This is a genomic window from Streptomyces sp. NPDC041205, from assembly GCF_055591765.1.
On sequence record NZ_JBVIZH010000002.1, the window covers coordinates 1,371,630 to 1,387,509 of the forward strand.

Here is a 15,880-nt window from a genome sequence, read left to right on the forward strand (position 1 = left end):
CTCTTGGGAACTGGTGGTCACCGGTCGACGCCTCCCATCACGGGGTCGATGGACGCGACGGCGACGATGACGTCGGCGACCTGGCCGCCCTCGCACATCGCCGCCATGGCCTGCAGATTGGTGAAGGACGGGTCGCGGAAGTGGACCCGGTAGGGGCGGGTGCCGCCGTCGGAGACGACGTGCACGCCCAGTTCGCCCTTGGGCGATTCCACGGCGGCGTAGGCCTGTCCCGGGGGTACCCGGAAGCCCTCCGTCACCAGCTTGAAGTGGTGGATCAGGGCCTCCATGGAGGTGCCCATGATCTTCTTGATGTGGTCGAGCGAGTTGCCGAGGCCGTCGGGGCCGAGGGCCAGCTGGGCGGGCCAGGCGATCTTCTTGTCGGCGACCATGACCGGGCCCGGCTCCAGGCGGTCCAGACACTGCTCGATGATGCGCAGCGACTGGCGCATCTCCTCCAGGCGGATCAGGAAGCGCCCGTAGGAGTCGCAGGTGTCGGCGGTGGGGACGTCGAAGTCGTACGTCTCGTAGCCGCAGTAGGGCTCGGCCTTGCGCAGGTCGTGCGGGAGGCCGGCCGAGCGCAGGACCGGGCCGGTGGCGCCGAGGGCCATGCAGCCGGCCAGGTCGAGATAGCCGACGTCCTGCATGCGGGCCTTGAAGATGGGGTTTCCGGTGGCGAGCTTGTCGTACTCCGGAAGGTTCTTGTGCATCTTCTTCACGAACTCGCGGATCTGGTCCACCGCGCCGGGCGGCAGGTCCTGGGCGAGTCCGCCGGGCCGGATGTACGCGTGGTTCATGCGCAGGCCGGTGATCAGCTCGTAGATGTCGAGAATGAGTTCACGATCGCGGAAGCCGTAGATCATGATCGTCGTCGCGCCGAGCTCCATGCCGCCGGTGGCGATGCAGACCAGGTGCGAGGACATCCGGTTCAGCTCCATCAGGAGCACTCGGAGGATCGTGGCGCGGTCGGGGATCTGGTCCTCGATGCCGAGCAGCTTCTCCACGCCCAGGCAGTACGCCGTCTCGTTGAAGAACGGCGTCAGATAGTCCATGCGCGTGACGAACGTGGTGCCCTGGGTCCAGGTGCGGTACTCCAGGTTCTTCTCGATGCCCGTGTGCAGATAGCCGATGCCGCAGCGGGCCTCGGAGACCGTCTCGCCCTCGATCTCCAGGATGAGCCGGAGCACGCCGTGTGTGGAGGGGTGCTGCGGACCCATGTTGACGATGATGCGCTCGTCGTCGGCCCTGGCCGCGGACTGGACGACCTCGTCCCAGTCGCCGCCGGTGACGGTGTAGACGGTGCCTTCCGTCGTGGCGCGAGGGGTTGCGTGGGGAGCTGAGTGCGTCACAGGGGCCTCCCGGAGGGAGTCGTTGAGGGGTGGTGGCCGGGAGACGGGTGGGCAGTCACGAGTACGACCTCCGCTGGTCCGGAGCCGGGATCTGGGCGCCCTTGTATTCGACGGGGATGCCGCCGAGTGGGTAGTCCTTGCGCTGGGGGAAGCCCTGCCAGTCGTCCGGCATCATGATCCGCGTGAGGGCCGGGTGGCCGTCGAAGATCAGCCCGAAGAAGTCGTACGTCTCGCGCTCGTGCCAGTCGTTCGTCGGATAGACGGCGACCAGTGAGGGGACGTGCGGATCGGCGTCCGGGGCGCTGACCTCGATGCGGATCAGGCGGTTGTGGGTGATCGAGCGCAGGTGGTAGACGGCGTGCAGCTCGCGGCCCTTGTCCTCGAGGAAGTGCACGCCGCTGACGCCGGTGCACAGCTCGAAGCGCAGCGCCGGGTCGTCGCGCAGGGTCCGCGCGACCCGCAGGAGGTGCTCGCGGGCGATGTGGAAGGTCAGCTCGCCGCGGTCGACGACCGTCTTCTCGATGGCGTTCTCGGGGACGAGCCCCTGTTCCTCCAGGGCGCCTTCGAGTTCGTCGGCCACCTCGTCGAACCAGCCGCCGTAGGGGCGCGAGGAGGCGCCGGGCAGCGTGATGGTGCGGACGAGGCCGCCGTACCCGGAGGTGTCGCCGCCGTTGTCGGCGCCGAACATGCCCCTGCGGACGCCGATGACGTCGCCGGAGGTCTCACGGGGGGCGGGCACCGCGCCCTCGGGGTGCTCACCGGTGCCGTTCACGTGCGCGTCGCTCACCGCAGCAGACCCTTCATCTCAATGGTGGGGAGGGCCTTGAGAGCCGCCTCCTCCGCCTCGCGGGCCGCTTCCTCGGCGTTCACGCCGAGCTTGGAGGTCTGGATCTTCTGGTGCAGCTTGAGGATCGCGTCCATCAGCATCTCGGGCCGGGGCGGACAGCCGGGCAAATAGATGTCGACCGGGACGACGTGGTCCACGCCCTGCACGATCGCGTAGTTGTTGAACATCCCGCCCGACGAGGCGCAGACCCCCATGGAGATGACCCACTTGGGGTTCGGCATCTGGTCGTAGACCTGGCGCAGGACGGGCGCCATCTTCTGGCTCACGCGCCCGGCCACGATCATCAGGTCCGCCTGCCGCGGCGAGCCGCGGAAGACCTCCATGCCGAAGCGCGCCAGGTCGTAGCGCCCGGCGCCGGTCGTCATCATCTCGATGGCGCAGCACGCGAGGCCGAACGTGGCGGGGAAGACGGATGACTTGCGCACCCACCCGGCGGCCTGCTCGACGGTGGTCAGCAGGAATCCGCTCGGGAGTTTCTCTTCGAGTCCCATGCTCAGTGGCTCCTCAGTCCCATTCCAGGCCGCCGCGCCGCCAGACGTACGCGTAGGCGACGAAGACGGTGAGCACGAAGAGCAGCATCTCCACGAGCCCGAAGATCCCCAGGGCGTCGAAGGTGACGGCCCAGGGATAGAGAAAGACGATCTCGATGTCGAAGACGATGAAGAGCATCGCCGTCAGGTAGTACTTGATGGGGAAGCGCCCGCCGCCGGCCGGCGTGGGGGTCGGCTCGATCCCGCATTCGTAGGCCTCGAGCTTCGCGCGGTTGTACCGCTTTGGACCGATAAGCGTGGCCATGACCACGGAGAAGATCGCAAAGCCTGCCCCGAGGGCTCCCAGTACGAGGATGGGCGCATAGGCGTTCACCGCTCCTCGCTCCTCTCAGTCGGCACTGACTGCTGGCGGTTGCATCGGACTCGCGAAGATCACTCGCACGCGAAGATCGCTCACATGTGAAGCAGGTCACAAGCCCAACTGCCCCGCATCTTATGCCTGCCGGTCTGTGATCTGCGACACGGGGTACGACAACGGCTTTGTGATCTCCACCACCTGACGAAGGATCATGAAGTCGGATGAGCGGTGATCTTCGCACGCGAAGCGCCTGAGTGATCACCAGAGGTGACATCCTGACGCGTAAGGCCTGGTCGAGGCGGGGTTGCACTATCAAGAGATGGCCGCTACAGGCAAATTGGCGCTGGACACGAGCGCTTGATAGAGGAGCGCGTTCACACTTTGGCGGCAGAGATGTGGACGGGTGTGGACGTGTGCATCGATTCACGAGTCGGGCACCGCGTCACCCGCGCGCGCGAGGGCGCCGACATCAGCTTCACCACGTACGCACGCACGCGCTTCATCCGGCACGCATGCACCTTCTCCACCCGGCACGCGTGCACCTTGCACCCCGCACGCGTGCACGTGCGCGCGAGAGGGGCCGATGGCACCGATGCGCGAGCGGAAGATCTCAGGCCGGTCTCGGCGAGGTCTCGGGGAGGTTCATCGAGCCACCCGAGGTGACCTGCGCCACACACGAACTACCGGCCAAACAACCGGGCTTGGCCAACCGACGTAGGGGGTGGTATCCCAGGGGCAATTCGGACGTAACGCGGAAAACCCATGATCACAGGCGTGATCACCACTGTCCGCATTGCCCGTTACGGCGTCAATAAGATGCGACACGCCCGGGATTCGGTCGCGCGCCGGGCAACTGTGGCGCAGCACACGTTTCTTGAAGGGAACCGGGTGTCCCTGATAGCGGTTGTTCTCATGTCCCACACCGCTCACATACCCAGCCACCGGAAGCCCCGCCGCAGCGCGTCGAAGATGGCTCTGCGCGCCGGAGTTGCCGGTGGCGTCCTCAGCACCCTGGCAGTGGCCGCCGCCGCTGGTACGGCGAACGCCGCCGAGCCGGTGACCGAGACCATCGAGCTGCCCACCCTGACCGCCGATCTGTCCGCGCAGATCGCCCAGTCCGCTGACGCGACGGCCCAGACCGCCGACAGCTACGAGGCTCGCGCCCAGCAGGACGCCGCAGCGGTGAAGGCCGCCAAGCAGGCGGCCAAGGACCAGGCCGAGGCCAAGAAGAAGGCGGAGGCCAAGAAGAAGGCCGACGCCGAGGCCAAGCGCAAGGCCGCGCAGGAGCGCGCCGCGCGGGACTCCGAGCGCACCCAGCTCAGCACGTCCTCCGCGCCCTCCTCCGGCGGCTCGTCCGCGGGCTCGTCGTCCTCCAACGCCTCCGCGCCCTCCAGCGGCAGCGTCTCGACCGTCATCAGCTTCCTGAAGGCGCAGCTCGGCGACGCGTACGTCATGGGTGCCTCGGGCCCCAACGCGTGGGACTGCTCCAGCCTCGTCCAGGCCGCGTTCAAGCAGGTCGGCGTCGACCTGCCGCGCGTCTCCCAGGCGCAGTCGACGGCCGGCACCCCGGTCTCGCTCTCCAACATCCAGGTGGGCGACATCCTTTACTGGGGCGGCGCGGGCTCCGCGTACCACGTCGGTGTCTACATCGGCAACGGCCAGTACCTGGACGCCGCGAACCCCAGCAAGGGCGTCGTGATCCAGGACCTGTCGGGCTACCCGGCTTCGGGAGCGGTGCGCGTCCTCTGACGCTTTCGCGTACGTCCACGACGTACGCGCGAAGGGCCGGAACCCCCAGCGGGGTTCCGGCCCTTCGACGTGCGGCACCGGTGGGGCCAAGGGCTCCCGGGCCCCACGCGCGTCCACGCGGGGCCCAGAGGGGCCGGGTCAGGCCTTGGGGGCTACCTTGGTTCTTCCTAGTTAGGGACATACTGAGGGAACTAGGGGGTGCCGATGAACTTGGAGAGCTTGAAGGGGCTAAGGGGAGGGCTCTACGCACGGAAGAGTGCGTACCGCGGTAAGACGAAGAGCCAAGGCCGATCCGTACGCGAGCAGCTCGACGCCGGGCAGGCCGACGCGGATCGTCTTGGGGTCCCCATCGTCAAGGAGTTCGTCGACGACGACCGTTCCGCCTCGATCTACCGCGCCCAGGAGCGCGAAGAGTTCGAGAGCATGATCGAGTGGATCAATAAAAAGCGTCTCGACATCGTGTTCGCCTGGGCATCCACTCGCCTTCAGCGCGACCTAGCCGTGTACGCGCGACTCCGCGACGCCTGCGCCACCAATGGGGTGCTGTGGTGCTACGGCGGCAAGGTCTACGACCTGACCAATAAGGACGATCGCCTCCAAACCGGCCTGCATGCTCTGCTCGGCGAGAACGAAGTCGAGGAGATGAGGAACAACGTCCTACGGACGTTGCGAGCCAACGCTGCAAACGGGCGCCCTCATGGACAGGAAGGGTACGGGTACCGACGTGTCTACGACCCACGGACCCGCGCCCTACTGCGGATCGAGGTTGAGCCGACCGAGGCCAAGGTCATTGGTGAGTTGTGCAAGCGGGTTGCGGCAGGTGACGCCTACTCCGTCATCGCGCGCGACTTCAACCTGCGGGGCGTGACGCCCCCTGCTCGGCAGTGGCGCAAAGAGCACATCGGGCGCCTGGCCGAGTGGCGTGAAGATTTGCCCGAGAATGCCTCAATACATGCCGCCTGGGTTCAGCGGATCAAGGAGCATGCCCACTTGCAGTCTGAGGTGCAGCAGCGCCTCAAGGAAGGCGAGGCACAGCTCTCCATTTCGCAGGACTTCAATGAGCGGCAAGAGCCCCTGCTGCTCGCCCGGTGGCACGCGGCGACGATCGTGGACTACGCCAGCCACCCGCGCTACATCGGTGTCCGCACCCATCACGGTAAGGCGACGGCCGAAGGTGTTTGGCCGAAGATCGTGAAGAAGTCCACCCATGCACGTTGCCTGGCGATCATCAAGGAGCGCAAGGGGAAGCCGCACAACTCGCGGCCAGGGCGTGCCGTGAACTGGCTTTCAGGGAGCATGGTCTGTGACGTGTGCTCCGTCGAGGTTGGTTCAGGGCGTAATGAATACGGGCCCTATTACCGCTGCATGCAGCCGAAGGTCGAGGGCAAGTTCGGGGGCAAGGGCTATCACGTCTCCGCTACGACTGCGCCGATAGATGAGTACGTAGAGCGGAAGCTGTTCGAGTGGCTGTCGTCGCCGCAGTTCGTCGAGGCCTACACCAAGGGTGATGACGAACTGATGAAGCAGGCAGCAGAGGCAGACGCCGAGGTCACGTTGTTGCGAGGGCGTTTGCAGGAGTTTCGCAAGAGTGCAATCGATGGCAAGACGTCTGCGGAGACACTTGCTGTGATCGAGGCGGGGCTGCTGCCGAAGATCGACGAAGCCGAGAAGGCGGCCAAGTCGTTGAAGGCCCCTTCAATGGTGCGGGACTTGGTTGCCACGACGCCCGAGGAAGTTGCCGCAGCGTGGGCTGAGGTGCCCATTGCTCAGCGGCGACTCATCGCCGAGACCCTACTCGATGTTCGCTTGAGAAAAGCCCCACGAGGAGGACACATCCCGGTCGAGGAGCATGTAACCGTGGTTCCGCGTCTGCCTTCTGCGGCGTAACACCACAAGTCACGAGGGCCGCGCGGAACCGACCGCGCGGCCCTCGCGAGTTGTACGGCACTGCCTGATGCCCACGGACGGGTGTGCCGTCACGGCTACGTGAGGGGCTGCTGTGCGCCGGGGCCGGCCAGGCCGTTGAGCGCGAGTTCCAGAGCTTCGGCACCGTGGGGGGTGATGTGCCGGTCGTCCAGAGCGATGGTGAGGTCTTCAGCGGTTGCTCGTACGACTGCGGGTGCGCCGTCGTCGAGGCGGGTTCGAATCACGGTGATCACGTTCGCCCCCCCTTGCGCGGTGCGCCTCGGTGGAGGGGCGTGCGCGTTCATGGCGTGCTTGATGCGGTGTGGTGGCTGCTCAGCCCCACGAGGTGTCGCCGCTGACCTGCGGGGCGCGTTCGACGGTCTGGGGGGTGGCAGTGCTTGCGGCCGGATCTACGTCGGAACCGGGGGAGCCCCAGGAAGTGTCGTCGGTGGTGGTGCCCCAAGAGGTGTCGGCGCGGACGCGGTGGCTCGGCTCGTCGGAGGTTGTGAGGGAGTAGCCGGTTGCAAGTGCAGCGGCGAGAAGTAGGGGTGCGAGGAGCTTCCGGAATCTCTTGGTACGGACCATGCTTGGCCTCCCCTTCGGTTTGATGTTGCCTATCGAACAGTCGTGCGTCATATGCGCCTACGAAGGGTTACGCTCCATGACCAATGGGTCAACGTTCAAGTGAACTGCCTGGTGCAAGACCGGAAGTTCAAGAAGGCGAAGGGTTAAAAGTGGACAATCCGGTGGTCACTTCGACTGCACATGCCCTTCACGACTCTCTCGCAATGTCCGAACGCGAACGCGACCTGTACCGGCACATCGCCGACGGGGGGCTCGTCGACCGGCGCACGCCCGAGCTCGACAAGCTGCTCGCCGTGGGCCTGGTCATCCGTGAGCCTCTGCAAGAGGGCCGCTACCTGCTGGTGCCCGTGGGGCGTGTCGCCCGGCGGTTGCTGAAGACGGAGAGCGATGCGCTCGGGCAGTCCGTCGCCCGGATCGCCGAGATACCCGCCTTGCTGGCCGACCTGCGGTCGATGAACCCGCGCGAAGAACCGCGAGGGGACAGGGCCGTTCAGTGGCTGGACGGCGTGGACGCCGTCAACGAGGCCATCGCCACGGCGGTCGACGCCGCCGCTACCGAGATCCTGGCCGCGCAGCCCGGGGAGCGCCCACGCACAGTGCTGGAGAAGAGCATGTACCGCGACGCTGACGCTCTGAGGCGCGGCGTCACGATGCGGACGCTGTACCACGTGAGCGCGCGCAGCAACCCGGCCGTACGGCAGAGGGTCGACGTCATGTCCCCGCTCGGCGGCGGCTACCGCACCCGGGCGCAGATGTTCATGCGCTGCGTGGTCATGGACAGGAAGTTCGCCGTCATCGCCGACCACGCCGAGGGCCGAGCGGTCGTTGAGGGTGGGTATGTCGTGCGCTCACCGGCCATCTGCGCCTTCATCGCCGATTATGTCGAGCTGGAGTGGACGCGGGCCGAAGAGTGGTACACCGATGCGCCTGAGTCGGGCACGGTGACGACGCAGATTCAGCGCACCATCCTACGCATGCTCCAAGGTGGTCATGATCAGCAGCAGGCGGCATCGCTGCTCGGCTACAGCACCAAGACGGTCAACACGCATTTGCGCCGCCTGTGCAGGCGGCTGGAGTTGAAGACGGTGTATCAGCTCATGGCCTGGTGGGGTTCGCCGACCGCGAGCGCTGAGCGAGAACTCGACTAGCGGTTGTCACGTAACCGATGTGGCTGTCGTGGCGCTGACGGACGTCAGGCATGCCTGGCAGCAGAACTCCGGGAGCAGGCCCTAGACCGCCTGGCTTGGGCGCTCCTCTTCTCATGCAGTGAGGAGGTCCGTAGCTTTTATATTGACCGTCTAAGTCTCTCTGCATGGGCTGAGGACACGTGGACACTGCGACTCTGCTTCTGATCGGCGCGGCCGGCGGAGCAGTGCGCGGCATCGTGCACGCATACGACTGCATGTCCGAATGGCTCCTGCGACGGCAGGAGTTCCGGCTCTCCGAGGAGCACGAGGCCGAGGATACGCCTCCCTCGTTCGGTGCGTTCTACGACATCGCGGGCCAGAGCATCGCGGCCGTAGTGCACATCGTGCTGGGGGCCGGAGTGGCGGCGTTCATGACGGCCTGGGGCCAGGTAAGTGGGGGCTTCGCGACGTTCGCCGTCGGGGCGTCGGCGCCCTTGATCCTCGTCCAGCTCAAGCACACCCGGCTGGCGGAGGTCGTCATCGGTGGCTCCAACGCACCGCAGGACCCCCAGCCGCAAGGCACCCAGCCACCGGCGACCGCGCCGCCGAACGAGCAGGCCGGCCCCCGGCGTCCGGCCGCAGGCCCGAGGGGCGCCGAATGACTCGGCCCACGCTGCTCCGTCGGGCCGCCGCGGCCACGATCGGAGTCGACCGGCGCCCGAGCCACGCTCGCACCCTGCCCCTTGCGGAAGACCTCACGTTGGCGCGCAGGGCCGCCGCCGCGGTCATCGGCGTCCGCGCATACCGCCTGCCTCCAGCCGCGAAAGCCGAGGCTCCGGCGCAGAGGGCGGAAGCGGAAAGTGCGGGCGGCAGCCCACTGTCCGCGCTGCCCCCGTTGGCGATACTCAGCGCGCCCGAAAGGCCTCCGGCCAGAGAACGGCCACGCCGTGGACTCGTCTTGGCCACCGCTACGGCCGCTGCCGTCATAGCCATTGCCTTTGGCGCCTACGTCCACCACGAGGACTCGTCCGTGGAGGAGCAGCCCCCGGCCACCAGCCCGGCGGGCGTGGTGCCGGAGAAGTACCTCGGTACCTGGGAGATGCCGGTCGAAGGTGACGGCGGCCTCAGCACCCGGACGATGGTGATTCGGCAGGGATACGCGGGCGACACAGTGGTGACCATGACGGCGGACGGACCGACGGAAACGGGAGACTGGTACCACTGTGTGTTCAAAGCACGGCTGGACTCCGTCATGCTTGGCAGCGTCCGACTGAGCGGCTCTACAGTGGCCTCAAAACCGGATAGACACTGCACGGCGGGCAGCCCCTCGACGCTGACCCTGGTGGGCGAGAACAAGCTGCGGCGCACCGACGGGATCAGGCCAAAGCAGACGTACACCCGCTCCCGGTGACGTCCGCCAGCCGCCGACTTCGCGATCCCCAAGAGCGGGGCGAGTTGACGCAGGGCCAGGCCGGCGCGCCAGTACACCATGCCCAGCAGCACCCGGTCCGCGAGCGGCAAACTCCACGGCCGGCTCCGACGGCGTACCCGCCAGCCGCTACGGGACAGCCTTAGGCACCGCGGGACGTCTCCTCTGGCGCCGGCCCCTCCCCGGACGCAAAGCGCTTGAGCAGTTCCCCCACCTTCGGCATGTCCTCCGCCGCCAGGCCCGGGACGTGCGCGACCACGACCGTCGCCTGTGAAGTCGAGGCGTTCAGCGGGTCGTCCGCGACGAGGCCGATGTATTCCTCGGCGACGGCGAGCTGCACCGTGCGCAGCGGCAGCCCTAGGCCTGCGGCGAAAGCGCGCACGACCTTGCGCTCGATCCGGATCGGCTGGCCGTCGGCCACCTTCCAGACTGTCGACGGCGAGATCGTGTGTCCGCTCGCGGAGTCCACTGCGCCCGCGGCCAGCTTCCGGAAGGTCATCCCCTTGGGCCTGAGCGCCTCGCGCACAAGATCGGCGAAGGGAGTTCCGGCGCCCTCTTCCGGCTCCGTCACGTTCCCGCTCCTGTTCTCGTCGAGAAACACAAACAGGCTCATCTAACCAGCCATCACCTGTACTGAACACCCCAAGATGTGCATTGACGTGCGCATCTACCCCACTTACGGTTGATCGCGTTCGAGAACAGAAACAGACGTACGGCCTATAAGTGGGCTGTCTGCGCCTGTAGCTGTTCGAGTTCTCGCACACATGGAAGGGGGAGCCATGGCCGACCGAGTGCCACACATCACGTCGCCCGATGCCGACGAGTGGCCGGAGCCGACGCCCGAGCAGCTCGACCTCGTCCGCCGAGTCCTCGCCCCGCACATCCACCGCGCCCGCGCCGACAAGGCCGGGCAGCGGGCGACCGCAGCATGAGGGAGTTCAGCACGTGAGCGACATTGAGTTCATCGGGCCGCCGCCCCAGCACAAGAACACCAAGCACGCCCGCATCGCTGACGAGCTGCGCGAGCGGCCCCTCGTGTGGGGCGTAGTGCGCAGGCCGGAATCGATCAGCCGCGCCTCGTCCGCAGCGCAGGCCATCAAGTCTGCGCGGCTCGCTGCATACGCGCCCGCGGGTTCGTTCGAGGCCGTCGCGTGCACGGTCCTCGTCGGCAAGGGCAGGGAGAAGCGGAAGGAGCACCTGGTCTACGCCCGGTACGTGGGCGATGCGAAGTGACCACCGCGCAGCGAGCACACAAGCAGTGAGCCACGGAGCCGCCGCCCCTGTCCTGTGCGGGCACTGGGACGGCGGCACCGGCCGCTACTGCCGCGCCCTCGACTGTGTGCGCCGCTACGTGATCGGCCATCGCTGCCCGCTGCACTCCCCCGCCGCCCTCGCCCACCGGCCCGAGCCTCCAGGGTCGCCAATGCCCGTAAGGAGAAGGACTGTTGAGCCTCGACGCCATGGATTGGGTATGGACGCGGTCAACCGCCCGCGGCACCGCCCGCATGGTGTTGCTCGCCATCGCGGACAAGTGCCCGGATAGGCAGTGCACCGCCTACGCGGGCACGACCATGCTCGTGCAGCGCACCGGAGCGGCCCGCTCGTCCGTGATCCGTGCCGTCGACCGGCTGGTCATCTCGGGCGAGCTCAAGGTCTCCGAGGACAGTCGGGGGCCGCGCGGCGAGACCGTCTACAAGCTGCCGCACGCCGTTGGGCACGTTCGAGCGGAGTCCGATACGCCCCCGTATGGGGGTCCGAAACCGCGACCGGTAGCAAATCCGGACCGGTCCGAGAACGAGACCCCGGGGGGTAGCGATCTGAGACCGGAGGGGTCGCGAAACGAGACCCCCAGGGGTAGCGATTTGAGACCCCAGAACGCATATGAACGCAAGCATCAAGCAGAACAGCAGCCACGCGCGACCCGGTCCCCGCTGACACCCGAGCTGCACCCGCTCGGCGACGCCCTCGCCGCCGCTGGAATCCACGTCCGCTGGACGCTCGGCCTCGGCGAACAGCGCGACGTCTACCGGCTCGTGCAGCAGCACGGCGTCGAGTCCCTCGTCGACCTCGCCGCCCGCCGCACCACCCCCGGTACCGAGGCCAAACCGGCCCGCTACTGGCTCAAGGTCTGGGGCGACCTCGACCGCACTCCGGCCGCCCGCCCCAGCCCGAACGTCGTACCACTCCGCAGCAGCGCGCCCGCTGCCTACACCGACCATCTCGCGGCGGGACTGGCCCTGCTGCACGCGCAGAAGGAGAACGCCCAGTGATCGACGCCCAGTTGACTGCCCTCCTCGCCTTTGCCGGGCGTCTCGACTCCCGTGTGCGCCGCGCTCTGGCTGACCCGCAACAGGCCGCCCGCACCATCAGCGAGTGGACGTCCGCCCTCGCCGATGTCCCCGCCACCTTGGGCACGACCGGTTGGGACGCCGCGCGCGCCGTCCAGCACTACTACGAACGGCACGGCTCTGACCACAGCGCGCAGTACCGGCCCGTAGAGCCGCACGACCTGCTCGCCGCATGGGCTCCGCACCGCTCCGCGCTCATGAACCGGCACACCGACCCGGTCCCCGCGGCCGACCCCGACGACCCGCAGGCATGGCGCGAGGAACTCCTCGGCACCCGGGCTGCCGTCGCAACCGGGCACGCCCCGCCCGCCCAGTACCACGCCGAGATCAACACCGGTGAGCAGAAACGTCTCGCCGCGCTCGTCGCCGGTGTCGGCACCGGGCCAGGCCGGTACATACCCGAGCACGTCGCCCGGGACCTCGCCGCCTTCCGGCCCGCGCAGGCCCGGCGCGAGGCCCTCGTCGCCGAGGGGCTGCCCGACCCGCTCGGCGCCAAGTGCCCGCACTGCCGCGCCGATGCCGGCACCCGCTGCCGCAGCGGCTACCGACGACACCGCGAGATCAGCGGCGTGCACCCTTCCCGGATCGAGGCCGTCGTCGCCCAACTCGGCGACCAGGACGAGCAGGCCGAGGCCGAGCAGGTCCGCCTCGCCCGCCTCATGTGCCAGCCACCCGCCCCACGCGAGCGCCGCGCCCGTCACATGACGGGAGGACAGCACCGATGACCCCCGCCGCCGCGCGAGACGCCCTCGCCGCCCACCTGACCGAGGAACTCGACGTTCACCCCGACGTCGCCGCGCGCACTGCGCAGTCCCTCACCGACCGACTGAGCACGGACGGGTGGGAGATCAAGACCGACAGGCTCGCGCGACCGGTCGCGCCTCGCGCGCGGGAGACCCGCGCCGCTCGGCGCTTCGTCGTCCGCCGCGCCCGCCGCGCCCGCCGTGCCCAGGTGAACGGAGGCACCGCCCGATGACCGCCGCCCACTACGCGGACGACACCGTGACCCTGCACCAGGGCGACGCCCTCGACGTGCTCGCCACCATGACGACCGGCGTGGCCGACTGCATCGTGACGTCGCCGCCGTACTACGGCCTTCGGGACTACGACGTACCGGGGCAGTACGGCTTGGAGGAGAGTCCCGAGGCGTACGTCGCCACCCTCGCCGCCGTGTTCGCCGAGGCGCACCGCGTGCTCGCCGACGACGGCACACTGTGGCTGAACCTCGGCGACTCCTACAGCACCGGCCGCGGCACCCCGAACACTGGCTTCAACGAACGCTGGCACGGGCCCGGCATGAGCGGGCAGCGCAAGCAAGAGACCGGCCGTCCGGCGCAGCGAAGGCGCGTCAAGGGCATGCCGACCAAAGCCCTGTTGGGGCTTCCGTGGCGCGTGGCACTCGCTGTGCAGTTGGCCGCGCCGTGGACGCTGCGCAATGACGTGATCTGGGTCAAGCCCAACGCGATGCCGGAGAACGTCACCGACCGTCTCTCGGGCCGTCATGAGCACGTGTTCATGTTCAGCAAGGGTCCGCGGTACTGGTTCGACCTCGACGCGATCCGCGAGCCGTACACCGGCGACCGGGCGCCGTCGCGGCGGGCGCGGAAGGGGGCGAACAAACCGACGAGCGGCGCCGCCCCGTGGACGCCGGACGGCGCCAAGGGGCGCAACCCGGGGGACGTGTGGACGATCGCCACGCGCCCCAACCCGCAGGCGCACGGGGCGGTGTTCCCCATCGATCTGCCCCTGCGGTGCATCAAGGCCGGGTGCAAGCCCGGCGGTGTCGTGCTCGACCCTTTCAGCGGCAGTGGCACGACAGGCGTGGCTGCGCGGCAGCTTGGGCACCGCTTCGTCGGCATCGACCTCAACCCGGCCTACCTCGACCTGTCCCGCTCCCGCTTCGCGCAAGGCGTGCTGCCGTTTCCCGACGGCCTCGACAAGGGCTCCACCCCGGGGGCGCGGCGTGCAAGTTGAGTTCTTCCCGGTCCTCGTCACCCTGCGGCCGGACGACGCCGAGTACGCGCCCACGGGCACCGATCCGGGCGCGGCCCGCATCCTGCGCGCGCGGGAGGTCCGCGCTGGTGACGTGATCCTCGCCGCGATCGTCCCGAGCCCGCCCGGCTTGGCCCGGCCCCGGTACGAGACCGAGGCGTACCCCGCCGCGCCCGCCGCGTACGACCCGACGTGCTTGTGCGACGTGTGCCGTCTGGCGGCCGACGAGCCCGAAGGGACCGTGCTTGTCCTGTCTGCCGGTTACCCCTGGCTCGCCCATGACCCCTGGCGTCGTGACGACCTCGCCCTCGTCGTCCCCGCCCCCCGTCGGCACCGCCGCCGTACGTGCCCAATCCCTGTCACCCCACGCAAGGGAGCCTGCCTGATGACCACCGCGCCCGCCCACCGTGACTCACGCCGCAACCGCCGTGCCGCACGCGAGACCGAGCGCACCGCACGCCGTGACCACCTGCGCGAGCTGCTCGCCCGCGCCGATCGAGGCATGCTCACCCCCGCGGACTCCGCAGCCCTGCGCGGCGCAGTCGAAGCCGAGGTCACCGAATGCGACACGTTCCAGCGCAGCGCCGGGGGACAGCAGGTCGCCGCGCAGCGACTCCGCCGCACCGTGGCCGCCGCCGACGAGTGCCTCGTGGAGACCGAGACCGACCGCGACCTGTACGCCGCCCGCCTCGCCCACGTCGAGCAGCTCGTCGACGCCCTCGCCGCCCGTCTGCCCGTCAGCGAGCAGCAGCTCGTCGAGGACATACGACACGCGTGCACCGGCGAGGCCGAGCAGGACCTCGACGCAGAGGGGCGCCGATGACCTACGCCCGCACGGTGCATGAGACCGTCGCCGCCCTGCGCACCATCCGGGAGCAGTGGGCCGAGCTGCTGCTCGCCATCGAGACCCCGCCCGCCGACGTGTGGCCCCCGCGGCAGCTCGCCCACACCATGCGCGCCGCCGACGAGCAGCTCGTCGTCGAGGACCGTGCGCCGCTCGTACTGCGCGAACACCCCGCTCCGCCCAACCTCGACGCCCTCGACACCGGAATCGCCATCGAGCGGCAGGTGTTCGACCTCGCCGACACCCTCGCCGCCGCCGTCCAGAACACCGCACCGAGCAGTCGTGACGCGCGGCGCTGGGAGTTCCCCGACCCGGGCACCGCCGACATCCGGCGCGCCCATGGGTCGAGGGCGCATGGTCTGCACTTCGCGTGCGTGTGGGTCGAGGGCCGCGTGCTCGACGAGGACACCACCCCCGAGCAGCAGCTCGACGGGACCCTCGCTGCCCCGCCGTTCGCTCCTCTGCCCTCGTACCTGCTGCACGAGGCGAGGCGCACGGCTCGGATCGCAGAGGGCCGCCTGCTGCGCACCCTCGGCCTCGACACCCGCAGCACCCTGGTGCCGGATCGGGCGTGCCCGTGGTGCGGCGGCGACCTTGAGTTGCATACCGGGCCGGACACCGAGCCGAGGGTGACCTGCTCGACCGGGCCGGAGTGCACCGCGCCCGTCCCGGTCGACGAGCGGGGGCGGCGCGTGTGGGCGTGGGTTGATCTGCCCGCCCTGGTCGTCGCGCTCGGGGTGGATCTCGCCGCCGCGGCGTAGGGAGTGGCGAGGTGTGCGGCCCGGGGTACAGCTCGGGCCGCACGGCTACTCGCCCTTGCTGATCTGGTCCACCCGAGGAACCGTCTTGGTGACCCGCC

Annotated in this window: 20 protein-coding genes and 1 pseudogene; 13 read left to right on the plus strand and 8 right to left on the minus strand. The window is 68.7% G+C overall.

Annotated features, from left to right (window positions below; genetic code table 11):
* Positions 1-17: 17 nt before the first annotated feature.
* Genes ACZ6BG_RS13130 through ACZ6BG_RS13145 form a run of 4 tightly spaced genes read right to left on the minus strand, consistent with a single transcriptional unit; the run spans position 18 to position 3,057 of the window.
* The gene (locus ACZ6BG_RS13130) at positions 18-1,346 is read right to left on the minus strand and encodes an NADH-quinone oxidoreductase subunit D (protein WP_468999915.1); all 1,329 of its coding nucleotides are present in this window, start codon (positions 1,344-1,346) and stop codon (positions 18-20) included.
* A 55-nt stretch (positions 1,347-1,401) separates the two neighbouring features.
* Positions 1,402-2,133: an NADH-quinone oxidoreductase subunit C gene (locus ACZ6BG_RS13135; protein ID WP_468999916.1), complete on the minus strand. Its 732-nt coding sequence runs from the start codon at positions 2,131-2,133 to the stop codon at positions 1,402-1,404.
* Positions 2,130-2,684, minus strand: coding sequence for a NuoB/complex I 20 kDa subunit family protein (locus tag ACZ6BG_RS13140; protein WP_016640165.1), 555 nt, complete (start codon positions 2,682-2,684; stop codon positions 2,130-2,132). The genes ACZ6BG_RS13135 and ACZ6BG_RS13140 overlap by 4 nt, the downstream gene beginning before the upstream one ends.
* Before the next feature lie 13 nt (positions 2,685-2,697).
* A complete protein-coding gene (locus tag ACZ6BG_RS13145) occupies positions 2,698-3,057 on the minus strand; it encodes an NADH-quinone oxidoreductase subunit A (protein WP_003992243.1) in 360 nt (119 codons plus the stop codon).
* An 897-nt stretch (positions 3,058-3,954) separates the two neighbouring features.
* On the opposite strand from ACZ6BG_RS13145, the gene ACZ6BG_RS13150 reads away from it, so the two are divergent.
* Both ACZ6BG_RS13150 and ACZ6BG_RS13155 read left to right on the plus strand, forming a co-directional pair.
* A complete protein-coding gene (locus tag ACZ6BG_RS13150; protein WP_468999917.1) occupies positions 3,955-4,791 on the plus strand; it encodes a C40 family peptidase in 837 nt (278 codons plus the stop codon).
* Positions 4,792-4,995: 204 nt separating this feature from the next.
* Positions 4,996-6,678, plus strand: a complete 1,683-nt coding sequence (locus ACZ6BG_RS13155; RefSeq protein ID WP_468999918.1) for a recombinase family protein — start codon at positions 4,996-4,998, stop codon at positions 6,676-6,678.
* A gap of 95 nt (positions 6,679-6,773) precedes the next feature.
* Here the strand turns inward: ACZ6BG_RS13155 and ACZ6BG_RS13160 are convergent, their stop codons facing one another.
* Positions 6,774-6,941, minus strand: coding sequence for a hypothetical protein (locus tag ACZ6BG_RS13160; protein ID WP_468999919.1), 168 nt, complete (start codon positions 6,939-6,941; stop codon positions 6,774-6,776).
* Between the two features lie 88 nt (positions 6,942-7,029).
* Positions 7,030-7,281, minus strand: coding sequence for a hypothetical protein (locus tag ACZ6BG_RS13165; protein WP_468999920.1), 252 nt, complete (start codon positions 7,279-7,281; stop codon positions 7,030-7,032).
* A 203-nt stretch (positions 7,282-7,484) separates the two neighbouring features.
* Here ACZ6BG_RS13165 and ACZ6BG_RS13170 point away from each other — a divergent pair, with 203 nt between their 5' ends.
* The 3 genes from ACZ6BG_RS13170 to ACZ6BG_RS13180 all read left to right on the plus strand — a co-directional run bounded on the left by ACZ6BG_RS13170 (position 7,485) and on the right by ACZ6BG_RS13180 (position 9,819).
* Positions 7,485-8,429, plus strand: a complete 945-nt coding sequence (locus ACZ6BG_RS13170) for a LuxR C-terminal-related transcriptional regulator (protein WP_468999921.1) — start codon at positions 7,485-7,487, stop codon at positions 8,427-8,429.
* A gap of 179 nt (positions 8,430-8,608) precedes the next feature.
* Complete coding sequence (locus tag ACZ6BG_RS13175) at positions 8,609-9,070, plus strand: hypothetical protein (RefSeq protein ID WP_468999922.1); 462 nt, start codon at positions 8,609-8,611, stop codon at positions 9,068-9,070.
* A gap of 296 nt (positions 9,071-9,366) precedes the next feature.
* Entirely contained in the window at positions 9,367-9,819 is a 453-nt protein-coding gene (locus tag ACZ6BG_RS13180; protein WP_469000307.1) for a hypothetical protein, read from the plus strand.
* Positions 9,820-9,827: 8 nt separating this feature from the next.
* On the opposite strand, the pseudogene ACZ6BG_RS13185 reads toward ACZ6BG_RS13180, so the two are convergent.
* Together ACZ6BG_RS13185 and ACZ6BG_RS13190 are read right to left on the minus strand one after the other, a co-directional pair.
* Positions 9,828-9,992 (minus strand): annotated as a pseudogene (locus ACZ6BG_RS13185) (transposase family protein); the annotation flags it as partial.
* Positions 9,980-10,450, minus strand: a complete 471-nt coding sequence (locus ACZ6BG_RS13190; protein WP_469000311.1) for a hypothetical protein — start codon at positions 10,448-10,450, stop codon at positions 9,980-9,982. The gene ACZ6BG_RS13190 and the pseudogene ACZ6BG_RS13185, both read right to left, overlap by 13 nt.
* Before the next feature lie 166 nt (positions 10,451-10,616).
* On the opposite strand from ACZ6BG_RS13190, the gene ACZ6BG_RS13195 reads away from it, so the two are divergent.
* The 8 genes from ACZ6BG_RS13195 (at position 10,617) to ACZ6BG_RS13230 (ending at position 15,782) form a co-directional block, all read left to right on the plus strand.
* On the plus strand, positions 10,617-10,769 hold the full coding sequence (locus tag ACZ6BG_RS13195) for a hypothetical protein (RefSeq protein WP_468999923.1): 153 nt from the start codon (positions 10,617-10,619) through the stop codon (positions 10,767-10,769).
* 13 nt (positions 10,770-10,782) lie between these two features.
* Positions 10,783-11,070: a hypothetical protein gene (locus ACZ6BG_RS13200; protein ID WP_468999924.1), complete on the plus strand. Its 288-nt coding sequence runs from the start codon at positions 10,783-10,785 to the stop codon at positions 11,068-11,070.
* Between the two features lie 629 nt (positions 11,071-11,699).
* Positions 11,700-12,107 carry a hypothetical protein gene (locus ACZ6BG_RS13205; RefSeq protein ID WP_468999925.1) on the plus strand — a complete coding sequence of 136 codons (408 nt, stop codon included), beginning with the start codon at positions 11,700-11,702 and terminating at the stop codon, positions 12,105-12,107.
* Entirely contained in the window at positions 12,104-12,910 is an 807-nt protein-coding gene (locus ACZ6BG_RS13210; RefSeq protein WP_468999926.1) for a zinc finger domain-containing protein, read from the plus strand. Before ACZ6BG_RS13205 ends, ACZ6BG_RS13210 begins: the two co-directional genes overlap by 4 nt.
* A complete protein-coding gene (locus ACZ6BG_RS13215; protein WP_468999927.1) occupies positions 12,907-13,161 on the plus strand; it encodes a hypothetical protein in 255 nt (84 codons plus the stop codon). The genes ACZ6BG_RS13210 and ACZ6BG_RS13215 overlap by 4 nt, the downstream gene beginning before the upstream one ends.
* Entirely contained in the window at positions 13,158-14,159 is a 1,002-nt protein-coding gene (locus ACZ6BG_RS13220; RefSeq protein WP_468999928.1) for a DNA-methyltransferase, read from the plus strand. Before ACZ6BG_RS13215 ends, ACZ6BG_RS13220 begins: the two co-directional genes overlap by 4 nt.
* Positions 14,149-15,000: a hypothetical protein gene (locus tag ACZ6BG_RS13225; RefSeq protein WP_468999929.1), complete on the plus strand. Its 852-nt coding sequence runs from the start codon at positions 14,149-14,151 to the stop codon at positions 14,998-15,000. Before ACZ6BG_RS13220 ends, ACZ6BG_RS13225 begins: the two co-directional genes overlap by 11 nt.
* Positions 14,997-15,782, plus strand: coding sequence for a hypothetical protein (locus ACZ6BG_RS13230; protein ID WP_468999930.1), 786 nt, complete (start codon positions 14,997-14,999; stop codon positions 15,780-15,782). The genes ACZ6BG_RS13225 and ACZ6BG_RS13230 overlap by 4 nt, the downstream gene beginning before the upstream one ends.
* The last annotated feature ends 98 nt before the right edge of the window (positions 15,783-15,880 follow it).

Excerpts from the sequence above, each read along its gene's own strand:
- ACZ6BG_RS13140 (WP_016640165.1), bottom strand. The coding sequence starts at position 2,684 with ATGGGACTCGAAGAGAAACTCCCGAGCGGATTCCTGCTGACCACCGTC.
- ACZ6BG_RS13150 (WP_468999917.1), top strand. The coding sequence starts at position 3,955 with ATGTCCCACACCGCTCACATACCCAGCCACCGGAAGCCCCGCCGCAGC.
- ACZ6BG_RS13155 (WP_468999918.1), top strand. The coding sequence starts at position 4,996 with ATGAACTTGGAGAGCTTGAAGGGGCTAAGGGGAGGGCTCTACGCACGG.
- ACZ6BG_RS13165 (WP_468999920.1), bottom strand. The coding sequence starts at position 7,281 with ATGGTCCGTACCAAGAGATTCCGGAAGCTCCTCGCACCCCTACTTCTC.
- ACZ6BG_RS13170 (WP_468999921.1), top strand. The coding sequence starts at position 7,485 with ATGTCCGAACGCGAACGCGACCTGTACCGGCACATCGCCGACGGGGGG.
- ACZ6BG_RS13190 (WP_469000311.1), bottom strand. The coding sequence starts at position 10,450 with ATGAGCCTGTTTGTGTTTCTCGACGAGAACAGGAGCGGGAACGTGACG.
- ACZ6BG_RS13195 (WP_468999923.1), top strand. The coding sequence starts at position 10,617 with ATGGCCGACCGAGTGCCACACATCACGTCGCCCGATGCCGACGAGTGG.
- ACZ6BG_RS13215 (WP_468999927.1), top strand. The coding sequence starts at position 12,907 with ATGACCCCCGCCGCCGCGCGAGACGCCCTCGCCGCCCACCTGACCGAG.
- ACZ6BG_RS13220 (WP_468999928.1), top strand. The coding sequence starts at position 13,158 with ATGACCGCCGCCCACTACGCGGACGACACCGTGACCCTGCACCAGGGC.
- ACZ6BG_RS13230 (WP_468999930.1), top strand. The coding sequence starts at position 14,997 with ATGACCTACGCCCGCACGGTGCATGAGACCGTCGCCGCCCTGCGCACC.